This window comes from Hephaestia sp. MAHUQ-44, assembly GCF_023806085.1.
GTDB lineage: Bacteria > Pseudomonadota > Alphaproteobacteria > Sphingomonadales > Sphingomonadaceae > Sphingomonas.
In genome coordinates, this window is the sequence record NZ_JAMSLX010000002.1 from 116,857 (window position 1) to 134,442 (window position 17,586).

A 17,586-nucleotide genomic window follows, 5' to 3' on the forward strand; every position below is an offset into this window, starting at 1 on the left:
ACGGTTTCGGCCCCGGGATCATCGCCGGCTTAGGCAAAGGCCGCCAGACCGGTCTGCGCGCGGCCCAGAATGAGGGCGTGGATATCGTGCGTGCCTTCGTAGGTGTTGACCGTTTCGAGGTTCATCATGTGCCGGATGACGTGATAGTCGTCGGCGATCCCGTTGCCGCCGTGAATGTCGCGTGCCAGCCGCGCGATGTCGAGCGCCTTGCCGCAATTGTTGCGTTTCAACATGCTGATCGCCTCGGGCAGCCAGGCGCCCTCATCGAGCAGACGGCCGAGACGCAGGGTGGCCTGCAAACCCAACGCGATCTCGGTCTGCATGTCGGCGAGCTTCTTCTGGACGAGTTGCATCGCGGCGAGCGGCTTGCCGAAAATATTGCGGTCGAGCGCGTAGGTCCGCGAGGCTTCCCAGCAGAATTCCGCCGCGCCCATCGATCCCCACGCGATCCCGTAGCGTGCCTTGTTGAGGCACGAGAACGGCCCCTTCAGGCCCTTCACGTCCGGCAGGATCGCGTCTTCGGGGACGACGCAATCGGTGAGCGCGATCATCCCTGTGGTCGAGGCGCGCAGGCTCATCTTGCCCTCGATCCTTGGCGTGTCGAAGCCGGGCGTGCCGCGTTCGACGATGAAGCCGCGGATATCGCCGTCGAGCTTGGCCCAGATGATCGCGAGATCGGCGATCGGGGCGTTGGTGATCCAGGTCTTGCCGCCGTTCAGGGCGTACCCGCTCGCGACACGCTCGGCGCGCGTGCGCATCGCACCGGGGTCGGACCCGCCGTCGGGCTCGGTGAGCCCGAAGCAGCCGACCAGTTCGCCGCTGGCCAGTTTCGGAACATAGGCCTGCTTTTGCGCCTCGCTGCCGAAAGCGAGGATCGGGTGGATGACCAGTGACGACTGGACACTCATCGCCGAGCGATAGCCCGAATCGACGCGCTCGATCTCGCGGGCGATCAACCCATAAGCGACATGGCCGAGCGCCGCGCCGCCGAACCGTTCGGGCACCATCGCGCCGAGTAGTCCCAGGGCGCCCATTTCCGTCATGATCTCGCGATCGAACCGTTCCTCGCGATTGGCCATCAGGATACGCGGCATCAAGTCGTTTTGCGCATAAGCCCGCGTCGAACGGGCGATGGACTGTTCGTCCTCGCTCAACTGTTCGCTGAGGTGAAGCGGATCGTTCCAATCGAATGACAGGCCGGAATGTGACACAGAAATACGCCCAGAATTGCCAGAAAGTGGTTCATTGGTAGGGCGTCGTCAGGCCTGCGTCGCATGAGTATTGGGTCGGGAGATCATGCGCCGCGATCATGACGCGGCGGAGACGACATCGAACGCGATCGTCAGCCGCTCGCCGGTGGCGAACGGCACGGTACCGTGCCAGGTGATCGAGGGAAACAGCGCGAGCAGCCCCGGACGCGGTTCCACGCGTCGGAAGGGTGGCAGGTCGACATTCAGTTCGGCGGGCGGCGCGCCGAATTGCAGCCAGCCGTCGAAGCCGGTCGCGCCGTCTCCGGTCGATGGCGGCAGCGCGAGGTAGAGCGCCGAGCTGAACCAGCCCGCGGGGTGGATGTGGCTGGTGTGATAGCCATGGGGTTCGAGCAGCGACGACCATGAGCCGGCGAAGCGGAAGCCATCGCGGGCTTCGCGCAACACGGGGTGGCGTGGGTCGGGTGACGGGAGTTGCGCGAGATGGGCGTGCACCGCGTCTCGCGCGGCTTCCCTGAGGAGGCGCAGTTCGGGCTCGGGCCGATCGAGGATCGAGCCGGGGGTCTGGGTGCCCAGCCGGAGGCTCTGGTCGAGCGGCGCCTGCCGGGCGGTGTGGAGCGAGCGGACGAGCGCGGCGATGGCCTCGAGATCGCGCGGGGCGATCCCCAGATCGATCGCGCCGAACAGCCGGGAATCGCCTTCGAGCCATGCCCATCGCGGGTCATCGAGCAGCCGCCATGCCGCGGCCAGATAGGGCCATGCCGCTTTGCCTTGCGGGTGCGCCACGGCCTGTTCCGCCGCCACGGCCGCTTCGTCGAACCGGCCGGCGCGCAACGCATGGCGCGCGCGGGCGGCGTTGACCCCCGGTGTATCGCCCGCGATCCCGAACGCGCGATCTGCCCGTGCGATCTGCCCGGTTTCGCTCGCGCAGACGGCTTCGGCCTCGTCGAACCATGCGGCGGCGCCGAACGCCTGCCGGGCGGCGTGGATTTCATTGAGGGCGTCGCCGTAGCGGCCGGCTTGCATCAACAATGCGATCAATGTGGTGTGGAGATCGGGGTTGTCGGGCCGGTGACGGATTGCCCGGTGGAACGGTGCGGCGAGATCCGCGCCGCGACCGCTTTCCCACAGCAATTTGGCGAGCGTGGCATGGGCTTTGACCCAGGCCGGATGGGTCGCGCTGATCGCGTCGAGCGTATCGAGGCCCTGGTCGATATTGCCGGCCTCACACAAAGCGACGGCTTCGCCCAGTGCAATCTCGGGATCGTCGGGCGCAGCCGCGCGGGCCAATGTGTAGAAAGGGAGGGACGGGCCGCCGCGCTCGGCTTCGAGCAGCGCCCGCAAATGGAGCAAGGGGGCGCTGGTCGGCGCCAGCGCAGTGGCGCGGTCGATCGCGTCCGCTGCAGGGCCGAGTTCGTGCATCTGGCGCAGCGCGATCCCGAGCAAGTGCCACCCGCGCGGCGCATCGGGCGCGGCGTCGATCAGCGCCTGGGCAGCGGTGCGCAACATAGCAAAATCGCCCTTTGCGAGTGCCGTTTCGGCCTTTTCCACCAGCGCCAGATTAAGGATCATTGCCTCCCGACATGCGCTTCATGCCATCACCCACGGCGCGATGGCCGGGGCGGGCCGCAGGTTTGCGTTAGCGGAACGATCGGTGCAATAGCGTACCTATTCAGCAAGATCATAAGCTGGCTTCCTGATTTCGGGAGTTCGAGGCATGCGCCGTATTCTACCGACCTTGCCCGCGCTCGAGGCATTTGAAGCCGTCGCCCGCCTGGGCCATGTCACCAAGGCGGCCGACGAATTGGGACGCACGCAGAGCGCGGTCAGCCGCCAGATCGCCAATCTCGAAAGCTTTGCCCGGCGCCCGCTGTTCGTGCGCGACAAGAAGCGACTGATCCTCAACGAAGCGGGCGATTTCTTCTTTGAAGCCGTCTCGCGCGTGCTCAACGAACTCGAGATCGAAACCGCGCGGCTGCTCACCTTCGGTTCGATGGATCGGGTGCTTCGGCTGGGCGTGTTGCCGACCTTCGGATCGCGGTGGCTGATGCCGCGGCTGGCCAGCTTCACGCACGAATATGACGACATCGAACTGCATCTGGTGCGCGGGCTGAGCCGATCCGATTTCGCGCGGCTGGGGGTGGATGCGGCGATCGAATGTTCGGCCGACGGGCCGTCGGACCTGCGGGCGCACCGGCTGGTGACCGAGGAGATCGTCGCCGTCGTGACGCAGGATCACTATGACGAGGTCACCGCGTTGGGCGCGGTGTTCAACAAGCTCTACATGCCGTCGCGGCCCGAGCTATGGAGTAAATGGCTCGAGGATTATGGCGCGCCCGTGGGGCAAGCGGGGCTGCGGTTTGAAAATTACAGCATGATGATCGAGGCCGCCTCGCTCGGGCTTGGGGTCGCGGTGTTGCCGACGTTGTACATCGCCAAGGAACTGGCGAGCAAAAGGCTGATTTCACCGTTCGGCGCACCGATCCTGAGCGGGCGCAGTTATTGGCTGACCTTTCCGAGCGAATCCGAGAGCAACCCCAAGGTTCAGGAATTCACCAATTGGCTGCTCAGCCATGCCGGCCCCTTGTGACGGATAGGGCGTGCAGCGGCCGTGCCGTGCCGTGGCGGGTGGAGTGGCGGCGGATGGCCGTCTATCGATAGGCGATGATTCGCCCTGCTATCCTGATGACGACGCCGATGCACCCCGCCGTGACCGCGGGGCTGGACGCGCATTTCGACCTCCATCGGCTGTGGGAACAGCCCGATCCCGACGCGTTTCTGGCATCGGACGGCCCCACGATCCGCGGCATCGCCACCAGCACGCTCTACGGACGGGTCGATGACAGCCTGTTCGCGCGGCTCCCCGCGCTCGAGATCGTGGCGAGTTTCGGCGTCGGCTATGACAATGTCGATGCGGCGGCCGCGGCGGCGCGCGGGATCGTCGTCACCAATACGCCGGGCGTGCTCGACGAGGAGGTGGCCGATTTCACGATCGGGCTGTTGCTCGCCACGATCCGGCAGATGCCGCAGGCCGAACGGTTCCTGCGCGACGGGCGATGGCTTCAAGGCCCGTTCGCGCTCTCGCCGACGCTGCGCGGGCGGCGCATTGGCATTCTCGGGCTCGGCGGGATCGGCAAGGCGATTGCGCGGCGGCTCGACGGCTTTGGGGTGGCGATCGCCTATCATGGGCGCACGCGGCAGGAGGGTGTCGCCTATCCGTGGTATCCGACGCCAGTGGCGCTCGCCGGGGCGTGCGACACGCTGATCGCGATCCTGCCGGGCGGGGCCGCGACACGGCACATTGTCGATGCGGCGGTGCTCAAGGCGCTTGGCCCCGATGGCGTGTTCGTGAACGTTGCGCGCGGCAGCGTGGTGGACGATCAGGCGCTGATCGCGGCGCTGGCCGATGGCACGATCCTCGCCGCGGGGCTCGACGTCTATGATGACGAACCGCACGTGCCGCCGGCGCTGCTCGATCTGCCCAATGTTGTGTTGCTGCCGCATATCGGATCGGCTTCCGAGCACACGCGGGCGGCGATGGGCGGGCTGGTTGCCGATAATCTCGTTGCGTGGTTCGAGCAGGGGGATGCTCTGACCCCGGTCGCCGAGACGCGGTTTTAACGGCCGACGCTCTGTCACTTGCGCGGCGGCGGCCGAGAGGATGGTAGTTGTCGTCTCCCTGCTCTAGCAGGGCGGCATGGATTTTGATCAACTGCTCGCCGGCTTCTTCGGCACCGATGACATCGCCACGCTCCCGCCCGAGCAAATCGCAAGCGGTGTCGACCGCTTACGGACGCAATTCGGCCTCGAGAAGGATTCTGGCCGCCGCTTCGCCTTGTGGTGCTTGATGTTCATGCTCGGCGTCGCTCCGGATCTTGAGGATGCCTTCGAGGATCCCGAAGATCGCGAGGCCGCGCGCGACTTCATGGACGCCGCCGACCGTGAAATGGACGATGACGGTGAGGCGCCCGAAGACCAACAGGGCTAGCCCTATCCGTCTTCCTTTGCTTATGCTGTCCGCAGCATCGTGGCCGCCTGGTCCCTTGCGGGGAGAAATGCCGTTACCGTTTTCAAGATTGCCGCCACCGGCGCCTGTCTGGCGCTGATGGCTTTCAGCGTGTCTGCTTGCGGGGACAGTTCGTCGACCACGGCCGGTTCTGGCGCTGGCGACAGCCCGAGCGCAGCGGCGATCGAAACGGCTGCCGTGACCGCCGCATCGGTCGGCGCAGGCCGTAGCGGGGTCGTCACCACCGCGGCCGGTCGCTACGACTTCACGCCGTCGACCTGCGGCATCCATGTTGCAGATGGGGTGGCTGATGTGGAAATTGCCGGCCCGGGAACCGACCCCGACGGCAAGCCCGTCTATGTCGAGCTGAGTTCGACCGGTAATGCACTCGCCATCGGGCTTGGCGTCGATCGGGCGTTCGCAACCGCTGAGCACAAGCTCATCGGCGGTCAGCACGTGACCCGCCCGTTCACGGTCGTCGTTTCCGGCCAGAATGTCCGTGTCTCGAACATCGCGCTGGCGACCGACCAGGGCGCGCCGTTCGATCAGGATGCAAGCTTCGAGGCCGATTGCGGACCGGCTCGCTGAGCGGCCGTCCGCTCGCGATTCTATAGGAATAGACGGGAGTGCCGGTGCGCGCTTTCCGCGTGGTTTTCGGTTCCTGATCGAAGCGCGGGTCGATCAGCATCGCTTGCCGCTGATCCATCACCGCGCCCGCTCTGGGCGCGTTGCCCGGATCAGAGCGAGGCGATCAGCCGCTCGGTCGCCTGGGCGGCCGCGCGCGCGCTGGCCGCGAGATTGGCGGCGAAATCGCCGGCGCTGGCGCCGTCGGCCTCGTCCGTCGTGGCTTTGATCGCGGCCCAGGGCACGCCGAGCAGCATCGCCGCTTGCGCCACCGCGGCCGTTTCCATGTCGACCAGCGTCGCGCCGAGCGCATCGCGGACCCGCGCGGCATGGGCGCCGCATTCGACAAACAGGTCGCTGGTGGCGATCCGCGCGCGCGCCATCCCCGTGTCGGGGACGTCAGCGGCACGGAATGCCTCGACGCTGGCGGGGCCAATGGGCCAATCGCCAGCGGTATAGTGGGTCAGGCGTTCATCGCGCATCGCCCCGAAATCGGCTTGCACCGCCTCGGTGATGAGGAAGGGGCCGCGTCCCGCGGCACCCAGGCTCCCGGCGGTGCCGATCACCAGCAGCAACTCGACACCATGGCCGAGGACGAGCGTGGCCGCCGCCGTCGCCGCGGCGACCTTGCCGATGCCGGCACAGGCAAGAAAGAGCGTGCGCTCGCCCTGCTCGACCCGCTCAATGGGAAGCGGCGGCCCGGCGATGATCGTGCGCGGCACCGCCGGTAGCAGAGCGGCGAGTTCTGCCTGCACGCCCGTCACAATCCCGATCCGTTTCATGCCTGCCTCCTTGTCCGCCCGCTGCGTGTGGGGCGGCAAGGTCGATGCAGCGTTATGCAGCGGTCTTCAACCGGCGACCTGCGGCTTCGGGCGATCGCCTGCCGGTATTCAAAGTCGTTCCATGCGCAGCCAGCTCTTGTCGCCGGCCCATGCTTTGGCGAAGGCCTGCCGCGCTGCTGCCGCTTCCAGCCGGTGCCCCTGCGCTGCCTCGCTTTCGGCCAGGCCATAGAGCACCCAGCCATTGTGCGGCGATTGGACCAGCGCCTCGCGGAACGCCTGGCTGGCCTCGGCATGGCGCCCGGCCATAAACAGCGCCGCCCCCAGCGATTGGCGTACCGGATAATACCAATAGGGCGGCTCCTGATACGGAAGTTTGTCCTCAAGCCCGATCGCGGTGCGATAGAAAGCGATCGCTTCCTCGGGGCGCCCCGACACAGCGGCAAGGCGCCCGCGCGCAACCGCTTGGGCAAGCGCGAGCAGATCGAGGGCCGGCACGCCCTGGTCGATCATCGCGGCAAACGCGTCGGATTTGGCGAGCGTGTCGATCGCCGCCATTTCGCCATCGAATGCCGCGCGGTTCCGCCGCTCGGCATAAGCGACCGCCCGCGCATAATGCCGCATTGCCCTGGCATAGGGCAGCCGCGCGTCGGGCGGCGGCAGGGCAAGGATGGCATCGGGGGCGGCGAATTGCGCCATCGCCAGATAGGGCGCCGCGTCGATTGCCTGGATCCACGCGATTCTGGCGGAGGTATCGGGATCGAGCACGGTGCGCAGGCGCTGCGCTTCCCGAATGGCCGTCTTCATGTCGCCCGCCATCTGTGCCGAGGTGACGATCAGATGGATATTGTGCGGATAATAGCCGTAGCGGACGAGGCCGTTGTCGCCCGCGCTGCGGATATAGGCCTCGTCGGCGCGCGCCGCCGCCACATTGACGCGGATCGCATCGGCATAGCGACCGCGGACGTAGAAGATATGCGCGGGCATATGGACCAGATGCGCGGCGCTGGGCGCGAGCGGGGTCGCCAGACGATCCGCTGCGGCTTCGGCACGTTGCGGATCGCTCGCCTCGAGCAAATGAATGGCGAGATGCGCAGCCTGAACATGCGCTGGATTGCGGGCGAGGACCGCCTCGACCAGTCGTATCGCGTCGCCGCTGCGGCCGATCGGGGTCTTCTTGTCGGCCTCCCAATAATTCCACGGAGTCGTGTCCATCGCGGCCTCGGCCGCGAGCACCGCCACATCGTCATCGGCCGGAAAGCGCCGCGCCGCCGCCAACATCGCATCGGCATAAGCGGCATCGAGCGCGGCGCGGTCGGCCGCCGGATCGCGCGAATAGCGCCGCGCCACGGCGTCGATCAACGCGCGTTCCATCGGCGACGCCCGGTCGCGTAACGCCACCGCTTGCTCCATCGCGGCGAGCGCCGCGTCGCGATCGCGTTCCTCCATCGGCGCGTTGATATTGGGGCCAAGCGCCACCGCCTCGCCCCACCAGCACATCGCGCATTCCGGATCGCGCCGCTGGCCCTCGCGGAACGATCGCACCGCGCCGGCGTGATTGAAGCCATAGGCAAACAACAGGCCCTGGCTGAAATAGCGGCGCGCTTCGGCATTGGCGGCCGTCACCGGAAAGGGCGATTGCGTCAGGTCGGGATAGAGCGGGATCGGCGCGGCATCGCTGGTGGGGGCGGCGACGGTGGCGGCCATCAGCAGCGCCGACGCCAGCGCCGATCCGGCGCGCCCGCCGGCACAGAGCGTTTGTGCAAGACGGCCGGGATCGAGCGCCGCCAGCGCGGCCGCCGAAAAGCGCGGCTCGATCGAAACGCTTGCGAGCGACAGGCCGATTCCGACCAGCGCAGCGGATTTCACTACGGCCACCATGCGCTATCCCCTCCCCCAAAAGGCTTAGAGTCGATCCGGTTCGAATCGAATCGGATCGACTCTGGATGATCTTTTTTTGCCGTGATTTCCGCGTCGCCAGATGATTCCATCTGGCTCGAAATCACTCTAAGCGACCCGACCGAAAATTATCACGACCGCCGGCTTGCCGTAAACGGCCAAAACGACGCCGATGGGGGGAGCAGGCGCTCGACCGGCGGCTCACGCCACCAGTTTGAGGCGAACCCGCCTGGCTGCGCTGTTCGCCCCGCCGCCGATCAGCGTTTGCAGGTCGATGAGACCGCGTGCGAGCCCGACGCCATAGGGGCCGGCGATATAACGCGGTTCCCAGACCGGGCCGAATTTCTCCTTATAGGCGCGCAGCCCCTCGAAACCGTAAAAGGCGTCGCCGTGGCGATAGAGCGCCGTGCCAGCCCGCGCCCACATCGGCGCCAGATGGCGCGCGTCGAGGCCCGAGAGTGGCGCGAGGCCGAGATTGAACCAGCGATAGCCCTGTTCCCTGGCCCATTGCATGAGATGGACGAACAGGAAGTCCATCGTCCCATAGGGAATATTGGCACCGTGCCGCATCAGATCGACCGAAATCTCCTCACGATTGGCGGTCGCCCAGATATTGGCGAAGGCGACCAGCCGGCCGTGCTGCCGAACCAGTGCGCAATCGAAGCGCGCGAGATAGGCTGGATCGAAGCGCCCGACGCTGAAGGCTTTCTCGCTATGGCCCTTCATCCGTAGCCAGATATCCGAGACCGCGCGCAGGTCGTCGGTTACGGCGGGCACGTTGGCGGCGGCGACGATCTCGAAGGTGGCGCCATCGCGGATTGCGCGCCGCGCGGCGTGGCGCAGCGATCGCATCGCCGGGCCATCGATCGTGAAATCTTCCAGACGAACGCGGGCTTCCTCGCCATATTTGACGAGGTGCAGGCCAAGATCGATCGCGACCGGCACGGCGTTGATCGAAATCTGGTACAGCAGCAGCCGGCCCTGCGCGGCGTCTGCGCGCTCCCTGATCTGCCACAACAGATCGGGCCATTCGCTGGCGGGCCCGATCGGGTCGCCCATCACGATCCAGCTTCGCCCCTGTACCTGATACATCAGCACGGCCTTGTCGTTGGCCGAGCGCAGAAATCGTTTGTCGCCTGTCAGCGCGAGCATCGCATCGGTCCTGACGCTGTAGGACAGGGCCGTCTCGGGGCCCTCGTCATCCGTGGCGGCATCGCCGGGCGGTTGTTTGGCGTGGCCGAACAGATGCAGGATCGTCGCCGCGATCAGCAGGACCGAGATGGCGAAACTGGCCCTCAGGAAGCGTGAGGCATCGCCTTTCCATGCGAATTGCCACCAGAGATCGCTTTGATAGGCGACATGCTTGAAGGCGAAAAAGCCGATCCAGATCGACAGCGCGACGGCAAGCGCGACGATGACGATCGATCGCGGGGTTACTATGCCCGAGGTCAGCGCCGTTCGCCGGTAGAAAGCGGGCCGCGCGAGTTGGAGGAGCGCGGCGATCCCCAGCAAGACCATCGCCTCTTCGACATCGACGCCTTTGGTGAGCGAGAAGATCGCGCCCGCGAGCAGGAGCGCGCGGCACAGGATGAAACCGCCGTCCAGGCGGCGATACAGGGCAGGCGCGAGCAGCAGCAGCGCGGTGCCGACGAGGCTCGCCGCGATATGCGATGCCTCGACGAAGGGTAGTGGGACGATATCGCGTAGGATGTGGAGGCGCGCCCGGATCGCGGGTAGGGAGCCTGACACGAGAAGAACGATGCCGCCGACGAACACCAGCGCCGCCAGCAAGGTGGGGGCGACTCCCCGGAGGACGAATTGCGCCGCATCCACTGCCTTGGCGAGCGGCTGGCGCTGTTGGCGGCGTTCGTGAATGACCAGCAAGACGGCCGCGACCGCGAGCGGCAGCAGATAATAGAGGATCCGGTACATGATGAGCGCGGCGACGAGGGCCGGCGGATCGCCACGCGCCAGCGAGGCGAGGATCACCGCTTCGAACACGCCGATACCGCCCGGCACATGGCTGAGCAACGCAGCGATGATGGCAAGCGCATAGGTGAGGTAGAAAAGCGGGAAATCGTGGAGGCTCACGCCGGGCACGAGGACAAAGAGCGCCGCGCTGGCAGCCGCCAGATCGAGCGTGGCAATCCCGATCTGTGCGATCGCCTGTCCAGGCGTGGGGCGGGGCAAGCGCCACCGGAACAGCGTGAACGAGCGCGTTTTGCCGCGCAGCGCCATAATTGCTGCCACCACCAGCAGCACGATCACGGCGCCCACCGCGCGCTGCATCGTCAGCGACGGGGTGAACGCGCCGATCGTGAAGGGCTCGGGGTAGAGCAGGAGGGCCGCGGCGGTTGTCACCGTTACGCCCGCCCAGAAAGCGATCCCCGTGGCGGTGATGATGCGCATGATGTCGCCCGCCTCGAGTCCCGCCGCGCTGTAGAGCCGGTACCGCGCCGACCCGCCCGTCAGCAGCGCGAGTCCGAAATTGTGGCTGAGCGTGTAGCTGGTGAACGAGGCCAGCGCGGCGGTGCGGTACGGGAGCGGCTTGCCGATGATGCGCAGCGCGATCACGTCATAGAGCGTCAGGAGGGCGTAGCTGAGCGCCGTGAACAGCGTCGCCGCCGCGATCTGGAACCCGCCGAGCGCGTGAAAGGCGGCGGCGACGGCGCGGGGATGGACGTCGATCAGCAGCCGATGCAAGGCGAGGAAGCCCAGTGTGGCCAGAACCGCGGCAACGGTGACCTTGATGGCGACCGGATGGCGCTGGGCGGCCTTCAAAAGCGCGAGACGTTGGTTTGCCATGTCTATGCCCGCCGCCAGATCTGCGATTTGCAGACGAGACCGGCCAGGATGCAGCCGTCGATCTTCATCCGGTTTGCGTCGAGCTGGGTGATCCGTGAGGCAAAGCTGCGCGCCATATCGGGGACATAGACCGTTCCTCGCCACAAATGTGGACCCGCCGGATGATAGTCGCGCAGCAATTCCAGGCCAATCAACTTCGGCGCGCCCACGGCCGCCGCGTCCATCGTGGCCTGCGGACTGGCCCAGACGATCCAGCCGCATAGCTTCCCGGCGCAGGGGGCTGTCATCACCTTCACGCTGCCGTGCGGATTGATCCACAGACCGGTCGGTGGATCGGGAACCGGCGGCCGACTGGCGGCCACGGGCGACATCGCCGCAAGTGCGATCGACCACACCAGCCGCATCGAACAGATCATCGAACGACTTTCGCGATGGCGCCATCGGTGGGCCCCGATACGCTCGTCGCCTTGATCGCCTTCACGATGACGCGCGCGAGCGTATCGACATCGCGGTGGAGCGGATGGCCGCCGGGCAGCGTGATGCTACGGCTGTTGGGCAAGTGGAGGCGCGGGCAAAGGCTGGTGCTCTCCTCGGCGCCGTAAATGCAGATGACGGGCGCCCAGTGTAGCATTCGCGCCGTCGGCAAGGCGGGCGTGGTCGCTCCCCAGTTGAACAGGTCGGCAGGTGAGGCGCGCCACGTCACGGTATCGCCCGGTACGACCAGCGCGATCATCTGGACCCTGGCGCGGAGGGAGGCGGGCATGTCGGCCAGCCCGACATGCAGCATGTCGGCGCCGAACGATTGGCCGATGAGGACGATCTTGTCGGTATGCGGGTGGGCCAGCGCGCGCCGCACGGCGGTCTCGATCAAGGCGCTGACCTCGCGCGGTGTCCGCTTGTGCCGGAAAAAGGTGAGCGAATTGACGCCGACGACCGGGATACCATCGGCAGCGAGCTTCCGCGCGATCCGGGGCGCCATGCCGATTCGAAATCCCATGTCGCCCGAAAGGACGACCGCCGTCAGCCCGGCCATCGCTGGTTCCGGTTGCGCGGTGGCGGGGATGGTGACGAAGGGTGAACCGCCGAGATAGCCGATATAGGCGAGAAAACCCAAGGCGAGCGCGACCGCACCGATCCCGCCGACCAGCCATTTTTTGAGCCGGTTCAAGCCTTCACCCCATGCAGGATGGTGGCCACGACGAGGCCGGCGTTGCCGTCGAAATGATGGCCGCCGGGCAGGACGGCCGTGGATGCGATCCCCGGCGGAATGATCGGGCACGCGCTGTCCTGTTCCTGCGCACCGCGGATACATTGGATGGGCAGGCCGGCGAGGCGAATGACTGCGGGGACGGTCGGCAGGGCATTCTGACCCTTGACGTCGAGCCAGGAGTAGAGATGGAACTGGAAATCGGCGCTCGGGCTCAGCCCCAGCAGGCTGACGCGCGCGATCATCGGCCGCAAGGCGGGCGGCAAGGCGCCGACGATGAAGGGCAGGGTGTCCGCGCCGAAGGAATAACCAAGCAGCAGCACCCTTGGGCGCTGCCATTGCCGGCTGAAATGTTCGACGACCCTGCCGAGATCCTGGCCTGCGGCAAGTGGGTTCCGGGCGTTCCAGAAATAGGCGAGGCTGTCGACGCCGACCACGGGAACGCCCGCTGCCGCGAGGTGCGCGGCGACGTCGCGATCGAGCCCTGCCCAGCCGCCGTCTCCTGAATAGAGCACCGCCATCAGATCGGTGCGCGGCGCTTTCGGATCGGCAACGAGGGTCAACGGCAGGTCGCCGACGCTCGCGGTATGAGGGGGCTCGGACGCGGCGGCCGGCGGCGGTGTCTCGAGCAACGGCGTGAACGCCGCCACGAATTGCGGCATCCAATGCGCCTCGACCGAAAAGCCGTGGCCGACCTTGGGCAATTCGATCAGGCGTGCCTCGGCAATGCCGGCGGTGAAGGCGCGCGTCGCCGCCGGGCTGACGACCTGATCGGCGGTGCCCTGCAGGACGATCCATGGCGCGCCGAGATGCGGGGTGGGCGCGAAGTTCCAGCCGCGTTCGGGCTTGTCGATGCGCGCCGCAGCGAGAGCAGTCCCTCGGCACCACGGCTTGGTTCCGCCGATGTCGGACCCGAAGCCCAGCGAGACGGCGGCGCGATAGGTTCCCCCCGGCGCCTGGACCAGCGCGGCATAAGCCACGGTTGCCCCCGAGGAATAACCGACCAGGATCGGCTTGAGATAATGAGCCAGGCCGAGATCGTGTTCGACGGTGAGCGCGAGGGATGTCAGTGCGACGTTGGGATCGATGCAGGATGCCTTGTCCGCCTCAAGTGCCTTCAGGAGCTTGGGGGTCGACAGGCCCGTCACCACCACGCCCTGCTGCGTCAGGGCTTTGGCCATGTCGATGACCCCGAGGTTCCAGCCGCCGTCGCCCGACAGAAAGACCGCGACGCCGCGCACCGGCCCCTTCGGCAGATAGGTCGTTGCAGGCCCGAGGGGCGTTTGGGTGACGCGGCCCGCGACGCTTGCAGGTGCGATGGGGTGGGGCGCAGCAGAGCAAGCGGGGGTTTGGAGGTTGCAGACCAGGCCGAGCAGCGCGGCGGTCGCCGCCATCGTCCCCAACCCCAGGGTCAGTCTCCGCATGTCGAACTCCCCGACGGCGTCTTCATCCGGCTCCTGTTGTACCGCCCGGCGAGGCACCGTGTGGTGGCGCCTCGATTAAAATCCGTTCATTCGGACGGCACTTATAGGGGGAACGCCGCACGCCGCGCATGACCGCTTTATGACCAAAGCTTAACATGACGCGCGCCATCGCCGGGCGCATGATTCCGGTGCGCGGTGGGTTGCCAAACCCGACGATCCACCCGTTCCTGGAGGAAAGACGATGAAGACACTTCTGCTCGTGGCAGCTCTGGCGCTCGGCGGCGCGACCATGGCGCAGGCCACCCCCGTGGTGGCCCATGCCAGCAAGCTGCCGCAATGCTCCAAGACGGTGACCAAGAACTGCACGCCGGCCGCCAAACATACGACGCACCGGATGCGCCATCATGCGGCAGCGACACAGGCGGCACCCGCCACCAAGGCGCCTGCCACCAAATAAAGACGCGCGTCTTGCGGGGGTTCACGATCATGAGCCCCCGCACTTCGCCGGAAACTGGGATCTTGCCTGGGAGTAACGGCGATGGCCAATCGCGATATGCAGGATCTCGCCGTCCGACTGCTCGGTAAGGACGCGCTGGCGCTCGATCCCGAAGAACGCAATGTCCTGGCCAGCATCCGCAACCACAGCCCGCTCAGCCGGGATGCCGCCGACGTTGCCGACGCGCAGGCGTCGATCGGCGAACGGCTGGCCGACAAGGTTGCCGCCGTCGGCGGTTCATGGGGTTTCATCATCGTCTTCGGGCTGGTGCTGCTCGGCTGGATGGTCCTCAACACCGACGTTCTCGGCCATTGGGGGCTGGCGTTCGATGCCTATCCCTACATTTTTCTCAACCTGATGCTCTCGATGCTCGCCGCCATCCAGGCCCCGATCATCATGATGAGCCAGAACCGCCAGGCGGCGAAGGACAGGCTGTCGGCGAGCCTCGATTACGAGGTCAATCTGCGCTCCGAACTGGAGGTGCTGCGCCTTCACGACAAACTCGATCAGGCGGTGTCCGCACGGCTGGAAGCGGTACTGCAAGGGCAGTCGCGGATCGTCGGAATGCTCGAACGATCCGCCTCGCCCGGCGCCACGCCGTCCTCATGAACAATAAGCGCAAGAAGCGCATCCGTGCCGGGCTGTTGGCGCTGATCGGAATCGCCCCGCTTGCCGTTGGCGCCGTGCTTGTTGCGACGCCGGCGGGGCGCTCGGTGCTCGGGCCCTGGGCGGGGCCGATCGAGACCAGGGCGCTCTTGCCCGGCTTGACCGTTGAAGCCACGCCAGCGCGGGGCCACGGCCTCGTCGTCACGAGCCTGCGGTCGGGCGGCGAAGCAATGACCTCGGGGATCATGGTGGGCGACCGGATCGTCGCCATCGACGATCATCCGGTGGGGACGATGGCGCAGACGCTTGGTTATATGCATAAGGATGAGCGCCGGACTGTCGTTCTCGGGCTGGTGCGGCATCACGATGTGCATCGCGTGCAACTGCGCCGGGACAGGAAAACCCGTCATGGGGCATAAGCTTCTTCTGGTCGAAGACGATGAGGTGACCGCGGCCTATATCGCCAAGGGCATGACCGAGGCGGGCTTTACGGTCGATCGTGCCGAAAACGGCCGCGACGGCCTGTTTCTGGCGAGCGATGGTGGCTATGATGCGGTCATCCTCGATCGGATGCTGCCGGGTATGGACGGCATGTCGGTGCTCAAGGCGCTGCGCGCGGCCGATATCGAGACGCCCGTCATCATCCTGTCGGCGCTTGGTTCGCCTGACGACCGAGTCGGCGGTCTCACCGGGGGCGCGGACGATTATCTGGCCAAGCCGTTCGCCTTCGCCGAACTGTTGGCGCGTGTCCGTCTGCTACTGCGCAAGCGCGGGGCGGGCGCCCCTGTCGTCACCACGCTTTCCTGCGCGGATCTGACGATGGATCTCTTGTCGCGCACCGTGCGGCGCGGCGACAAAGCCGTCGAGTTGCAGCCGCGCGAATTCCGGTTGCTCGAATATTTCCTGCGCCACGTCGACGAAGTGGTGACGCGGACGATGTTGCTGGAAGGGGTCTGGGATTATCATTTCGATCCCGGCACCAATGTGATCGATGTCCATGTGAGCCGGCTGCGGCGAAAGCTTGAGAACGGCCTCGACCGGCCCTTGCTGCACACCGTGCGGGGCGCCGGATATCGGCTCGGGACCGTCGCCTGAATGCCGGCCGGCTGGCTGACACCGCTGCGCTCCAACATCGCCCGCTTCGTTCTGGCGGCCTTCCTGTTCCAGATGGCGGCGATGGGCGGTGTGTTGCTGTTCGTTCAGCAGGCGACCGAGCGCGCGCTGATCGGGGAAGAAAAGGCGCTTGCCGACGAGCTTCGCGACGAACTGCTCGATGCGTTCCACGCCGACGGACGGGCGGAACTCGTCGAACTCATCAATGTCCGGGTCCAGCCCGCCCACGGGAATGTACCGGTCATCCTGCTCGCGCGGCGCGACGGCACGCCGATCGCCGGCAATCTTGGCGCCTGGCCGCCGGTCATCCCCGATCGGACGCGATGGCGCACGATCGATCTCTACCGGCTGGGGAGCGACCGCCCCGAACGGGTCGGCGTGGTGACGACCGTCCTGCCCGATGGCACGCGCCTGCTGACCGGCCACGCCATCAACGCGAGCGTCCGGCTGGCGCGGGTCAACAATCGGGCGATGATCATTGCCTTGCTGGTCGGGCTGTCGCTCGCGCTCGCCAGCGCCCTGATCCTCGGCCGGATGCTGTCCCGCCATATCGAGCGGATCGTTTCGACCACAAGGGCGGTGGGCGAGGGCGCGCTGGCCCGCCGCGTGCCCGTCAACGGCAGTGGGGATGCGTTCGACGCGCTCGGCGGCGCGATCAATGCGATGCTTGAGCGAATCGATGCCCTCGTCCTCGAATTGCGGATCACCACCGACGGGCTGGCGCATGACCTCAAGTCGCCGGTGACGCGGCTCAAATCGGCAATCGAGCAGGCAATGGCACGTACCGACGACGCCACCGCGCTGTCGGCCCTGGAGAAAGTCGCCGTCGAAGCCGAAACCTTGCTGTCGATGCTGTCGCGGGCGCTGCTGATCAGCGGGACCGAGGCCGGGGTTGGGCGCGAAGGGCTGACGACTGTCGATGTTGGCGCGCTGCTGGCGGACATTGCGGAGATTTACGGCCCGCTGGCCGAGGATGACGGCTTCACGATCACGACCGATACCCCCGCGGGGCTGCACGCCGTTCTCCACCGCGAATTGATGAGCCAGGCGATCGGCAATCTGGTCGAAAATGCGCTCAAATATGCGACCGGCGGCCATCGTATCGCGCTGCGCGCCGAGCAGGGTGGCGGCGGTCTGGTGCTTGTGGTCGCCGACGATGGCCCCGGCATCGCCATCGCCCAACGCGCCGAGGCATTGCGGCGGTTCGGCCGCCTCGATCCCGCGCGGCGGAAAAGCGGCTCGGGCCTGGGCCTCCCGCTGGTCGCCGCGGTCGCCCGGCTTCATGGGGGATCGGTGGCATTGGAAGACAATATGCCCGGGTTGCGCGTCGTGATCAGGCTGGGGCAGGCGGCATGAACATGAGGCCTGGCCCTAGTTGCAGGGCGTGGGATTTTCGCTGTGAGCGGCGATGAAGGCGGT

Annotated in this window: 17 protein-coding genes; 9 read left to right on the forward strand and 8 right to left on the reverse strand. The window is 66.6% G+C overall.

Annotated elements, in window-relative coordinates; genetic code table 11:
* Window positions 1-29 precede the first annotated feature (29 nt).
* Window positions 30-1,211: an acyl-CoA dehydrogenase gene (locus NFE57_RS02650; protein WP_252134020.1), complete on the reverse strand. Its 1,182-nt coding sequence runs from the start codon at window positions 1,209-1,211 to the stop codon at window positions 30-32.
* A gap of 96 nt (window positions 1,212-1,307) precedes the next feature.
* Window positions 1,308-2,780, reverse strand: coding sequence for a putative 2OG-Fe(II) oxygenase (locus NFE57_RS02655; protein ID WP_252134021.1), 1,473 nt, complete (start codon window positions 2,778-2,780; stop codon window positions 1,308-1,310).
* A gap of 145 nt (window positions 2,781-2,925) precedes the next feature.
* Here NFE57_RS02655 and NFE57_RS02660 point away from each other — a divergent pair, with 145 nt between their 5' ends.
* The 4 genes from NFE57_RS02660 to NFE57_RS02675 all read left to right on the forward strand — a co-directional run bounded on the left by NFE57_RS02660 (window position 2,926) and on the right by NFE57_RS02675 (window position 5,802).
* Window positions 2,926-3,798 (forward strand): LysR substrate-binding domain-containing protein, encoded by an 873-nt coding sequence (locus NFE57_RS02660; protein ID WP_252134022.1) that lies wholly within the window; start codon window positions 2,926-2,928, stop codon window positions 3,796-3,798.
* A 74-nt stretch (window positions 3,799-3,872) separates the two neighbouring features.
* Window positions 3,873-4,829 carry a 2-hydroxyacid dehydrogenase gene (locus NFE57_RS02665; protein WP_252134023.1) on the forward strand — a complete coding sequence of 319 codons (957 nt, stop codon included), beginning with the start codon at window positions 3,873-3,875 and terminating at the stop codon, window positions 4,827-4,829.
* 76 nt (window positions 4,830-4,905) lie between these two features.
* Window positions 4,906-5,196, forward strand: coding sequence for a hypothetical protein (locus NFE57_RS02670; protein ID WP_252134024.1), 291 nt, complete (start codon window positions 4,906-4,908; stop codon window positions 5,194-5,196).
* 39 nt (window positions 5,197-5,235) lie between these two features.
* Window positions 5,236-5,802, forward strand: coding sequence for a hypothetical protein (locus NFE57_RS02675; RefSeq protein ID WP_252134025.1), 567 nt, complete (start codon window positions 5,236-5,238; stop codon window positions 5,800-5,802).
* Window positions 5,803-5,951: 149 nt separating this feature from the next.
* Here NFE57_RS02675 and NFE57_RS02680 read toward each other — a convergent pair whose 3' ends face one another.
* The 6 genes from NFE57_RS02680 to NFE57_RS02705 form a co-directional block, all read right to left on the reverse strand.
* On the reverse strand, window positions 5,952-6,620 hold the full coding sequence (locus tag NFE57_RS02680; RefSeq protein ID WP_252134026.1) for a 5'-methylthioadenosine/S-adenosylhomocysteine nucleosidase family protein: 669 nt from the start codon (window positions 6,618-6,620) through the stop codon (window positions 5,952-5,954).
* 108 nt (window positions 6,621-6,728) lie between these two features.
* Complete coding sequence (locus NFE57_RS02685; protein ID WP_252134027.1) at window positions 6,729-8,498, reverse strand: tetratricopeptide repeat protein; 1,770 nt, start codon at window positions 8,496-8,498, stop codon at window positions 6,729-6,731.
* Window positions 8,499-8,717: 219 nt separating this feature from the next.
* A complete protein-coding gene (mprF, locus tag NFE57_RS02690; protein ID WP_252134028.1) occupies window positions 8,718-11,321 on the reverse strand; it encodes a bifunctional lysylphosphatidylglycerol flippase/synthetase MprF in 2,604 nt (867 codons plus the stop codon).
* Window positions 11,322-11,323: 2 nt separating this feature from the next.
* Window positions 11,324-11,737 (reverse strand): DUF2147 domain-containing protein, encoded by a 414-nt coding sequence (locus NFE57_RS02695; protein WP_252134029.1) that lies wholly within the window; start codon window positions 11,735-11,737, stop codon window positions 11,324-11,326.
* Entirely contained in the window at window positions 11,734-12,489 is a 756-nt protein-coding gene (locus NFE57_RS02700) for an AcvB/VirJ family lysyl-phosphatidylglycerol hydrolase (RefSeq protein ID WP_252134030.1), read from the reverse strand. The genes NFE57_RS02695 and NFE57_RS02700 overlap by 4 nt, the downstream gene beginning before the upstream one ends.
* Window positions 12,486-13,952, reverse strand: coding sequence for an AcvB/VirJ family lysyl-phosphatidylglycerol hydrolase (locus NFE57_RS02705; protein ID WP_252134031.1), 1,467 nt, complete (start codon window positions 13,950-13,952; stop codon window positions 12,486-12,488). The genes NFE57_RS02700 and NFE57_RS02705 overlap by 4 nt, the downstream gene beginning before the upstream one ends.
* Window positions 13,953-14,193: 241 nt before the next feature.
* Here NFE57_RS02705 and NFE57_RS02710 point away from each other — a divergent pair, with 241 nt between their 5' ends.
* The 5 genes from NFE57_RS02710 to NFE57_RS02730 all read left to right on the forward strand — a co-directional run bounded on the left by NFE57_RS02710 (window position 14,194) and on the right by NFE57_RS02730 (window position 17,523).
* Window positions 14,194-14,409: a hypothetical protein gene (locus NFE57_RS02710; RefSeq protein WP_252134032.1), complete on the forward strand. Its 216-nt coding sequence runs from the start codon at window positions 14,194-14,196 to the stop codon at window positions 14,407-14,409.
* Window positions 14,410-14,490: 81 nt separating this feature from the next.
* Window positions 14,491-15,057 carry a DUF1003 domain-containing protein gene (locus NFE57_RS02715; protein ID WP_252134033.1) on the forward strand — a complete coding sequence of 189 codons (567 nt, stop codon included), beginning with the start codon at window positions 14,491-14,493 and terminating at the stop codon, window positions 15,055-15,057.
* Window positions 15,054-15,473, forward strand: coding sequence for a PDZ domain-containing protein (locus NFE57_RS02720; protein ID WP_252134034.1), 420 nt, complete (start codon window positions 15,054-15,056; stop codon window positions 15,471-15,473). The genes NFE57_RS02715 and NFE57_RS02720 overlap by 4 nt, the downstream gene beginning before the upstream one ends.
* Window positions 15,463-16,149: a winged helix-turn-helix domain-containing protein gene (locus tag NFE57_RS02725; RefSeq protein WP_252134035.1), complete on the forward strand. Its 687-nt coding sequence runs from the start codon at window positions 15,463-15,465 to the stop codon at window positions 16,147-16,149. The genes NFE57_RS02720 and NFE57_RS02725 overlap by 11 nt, the downstream gene beginning before the upstream one ends.
* Entirely contained in the window at window positions 16,150-17,523 is a 1,374-nt protein-coding gene (locus NFE57_RS02730; RefSeq protein ID WP_252134036.1) for a sensor histidine kinase, read from the forward strand.
* Window positions 17,524-17,586: the final 63 nt, after the last annotated feature.

Bases quoted from the DNA above. Each gene is read 5' to 3' on its own strand.
- NFE57_RS02655 (WP_252134021.1), bottom strand. From the start codon at position 2,780: ATGATCCTTAATCTGGCGCTGGTGGAAAAGGCCGAAACGGCACTCGCA.
- NFE57_RS02660 (WP_252134022.1), top strand. From the start codon at position 2,926: ATGCGCCGTATTCTACCGACCTTGCCCGCGCTCGAGGCATTTGAAGCC.
- NFE57_RS02665 (WP_252134023.1), top strand. From the start codon at position 3,873: ATGATTCGCCCTGCTATCCTGATGACGACGCCGATGCACCCCGCCGTG.
- NFE57_RS02670 (WP_252134024.1), top strand. From the start codon at position 4,906: ATGGATTTTGATCAACTGCTCGCCGGCTTCTTCGGCACCGATGACATC.
- NFE57_RS02680 (WP_252134026.1), bottom strand. From the start codon at position 6,620: ATGAAACGGATCGGGATTGTGACGGGCGTGCAGGCAGAACTCGCCGCT.
- NFE57_RS02685 (WP_252134027.1), bottom strand. From the start codon at position 8,498: ATGGTGGCCGTAGTGAAATCCGCTGCGCTGGTCGGAATCGGCCTGTCG.
- mprF (WP_252134028.1), bottom strand. From the start codon at position 11,321: ATGGCAAACCAACGTCTCGCGCTTTTGAAGGCCGCCCAGCGCCATCCG.
- NFE57_RS02695 (WP_252134029.1), bottom strand. From the start codon at position 11,737: ATGATCTGTTCGATGCGGCTGGTGTGGTCGATCGCACTTGCGGCGATG.
- NFE57_RS02705 (WP_252134031.1), bottom strand. From the start codon at position 13,952: ATGCGGAGACTGACCCTGGGGTTGGGGACGATGGCGGCGACCGCCGCG.
- NFE57_RS02710 (WP_252134032.1), top strand. From the start codon at position 14,194: ATGAAGACACTTCTGCTCGTGGCAGCTCTGGCGCTCGGCGGCGCGACC.
- NFE57_RS02715 (WP_252134033.1), top strand. From the start codon at position 14,491: ATGGCCAATCGCGATATGCAGGATCTCGCCGTCCGACTGCTCGGTAAG.
- NFE57_RS02720 (WP_252134034.1), top strand. From the start codon at position 15,054: ATGAACAATAAGCGCAAGAAGCGCATCCGTGCCGGGCTGTTGGCGCTG.
- NFE57_RS02725 (WP_252134035.1), top strand. From the start codon at position 15,463: ATGGGGCATAAGCTTCTTCTGGTCGAAGACGATGAGGTGACCGCGGCC.
- NFE57_RS02730 (WP_252134036.1), top strand. From the start codon at position 16,150: ATGCCGGCCGGCTGGCTGACACCGCTGCGCTCCAACATCGCCCGCTTC.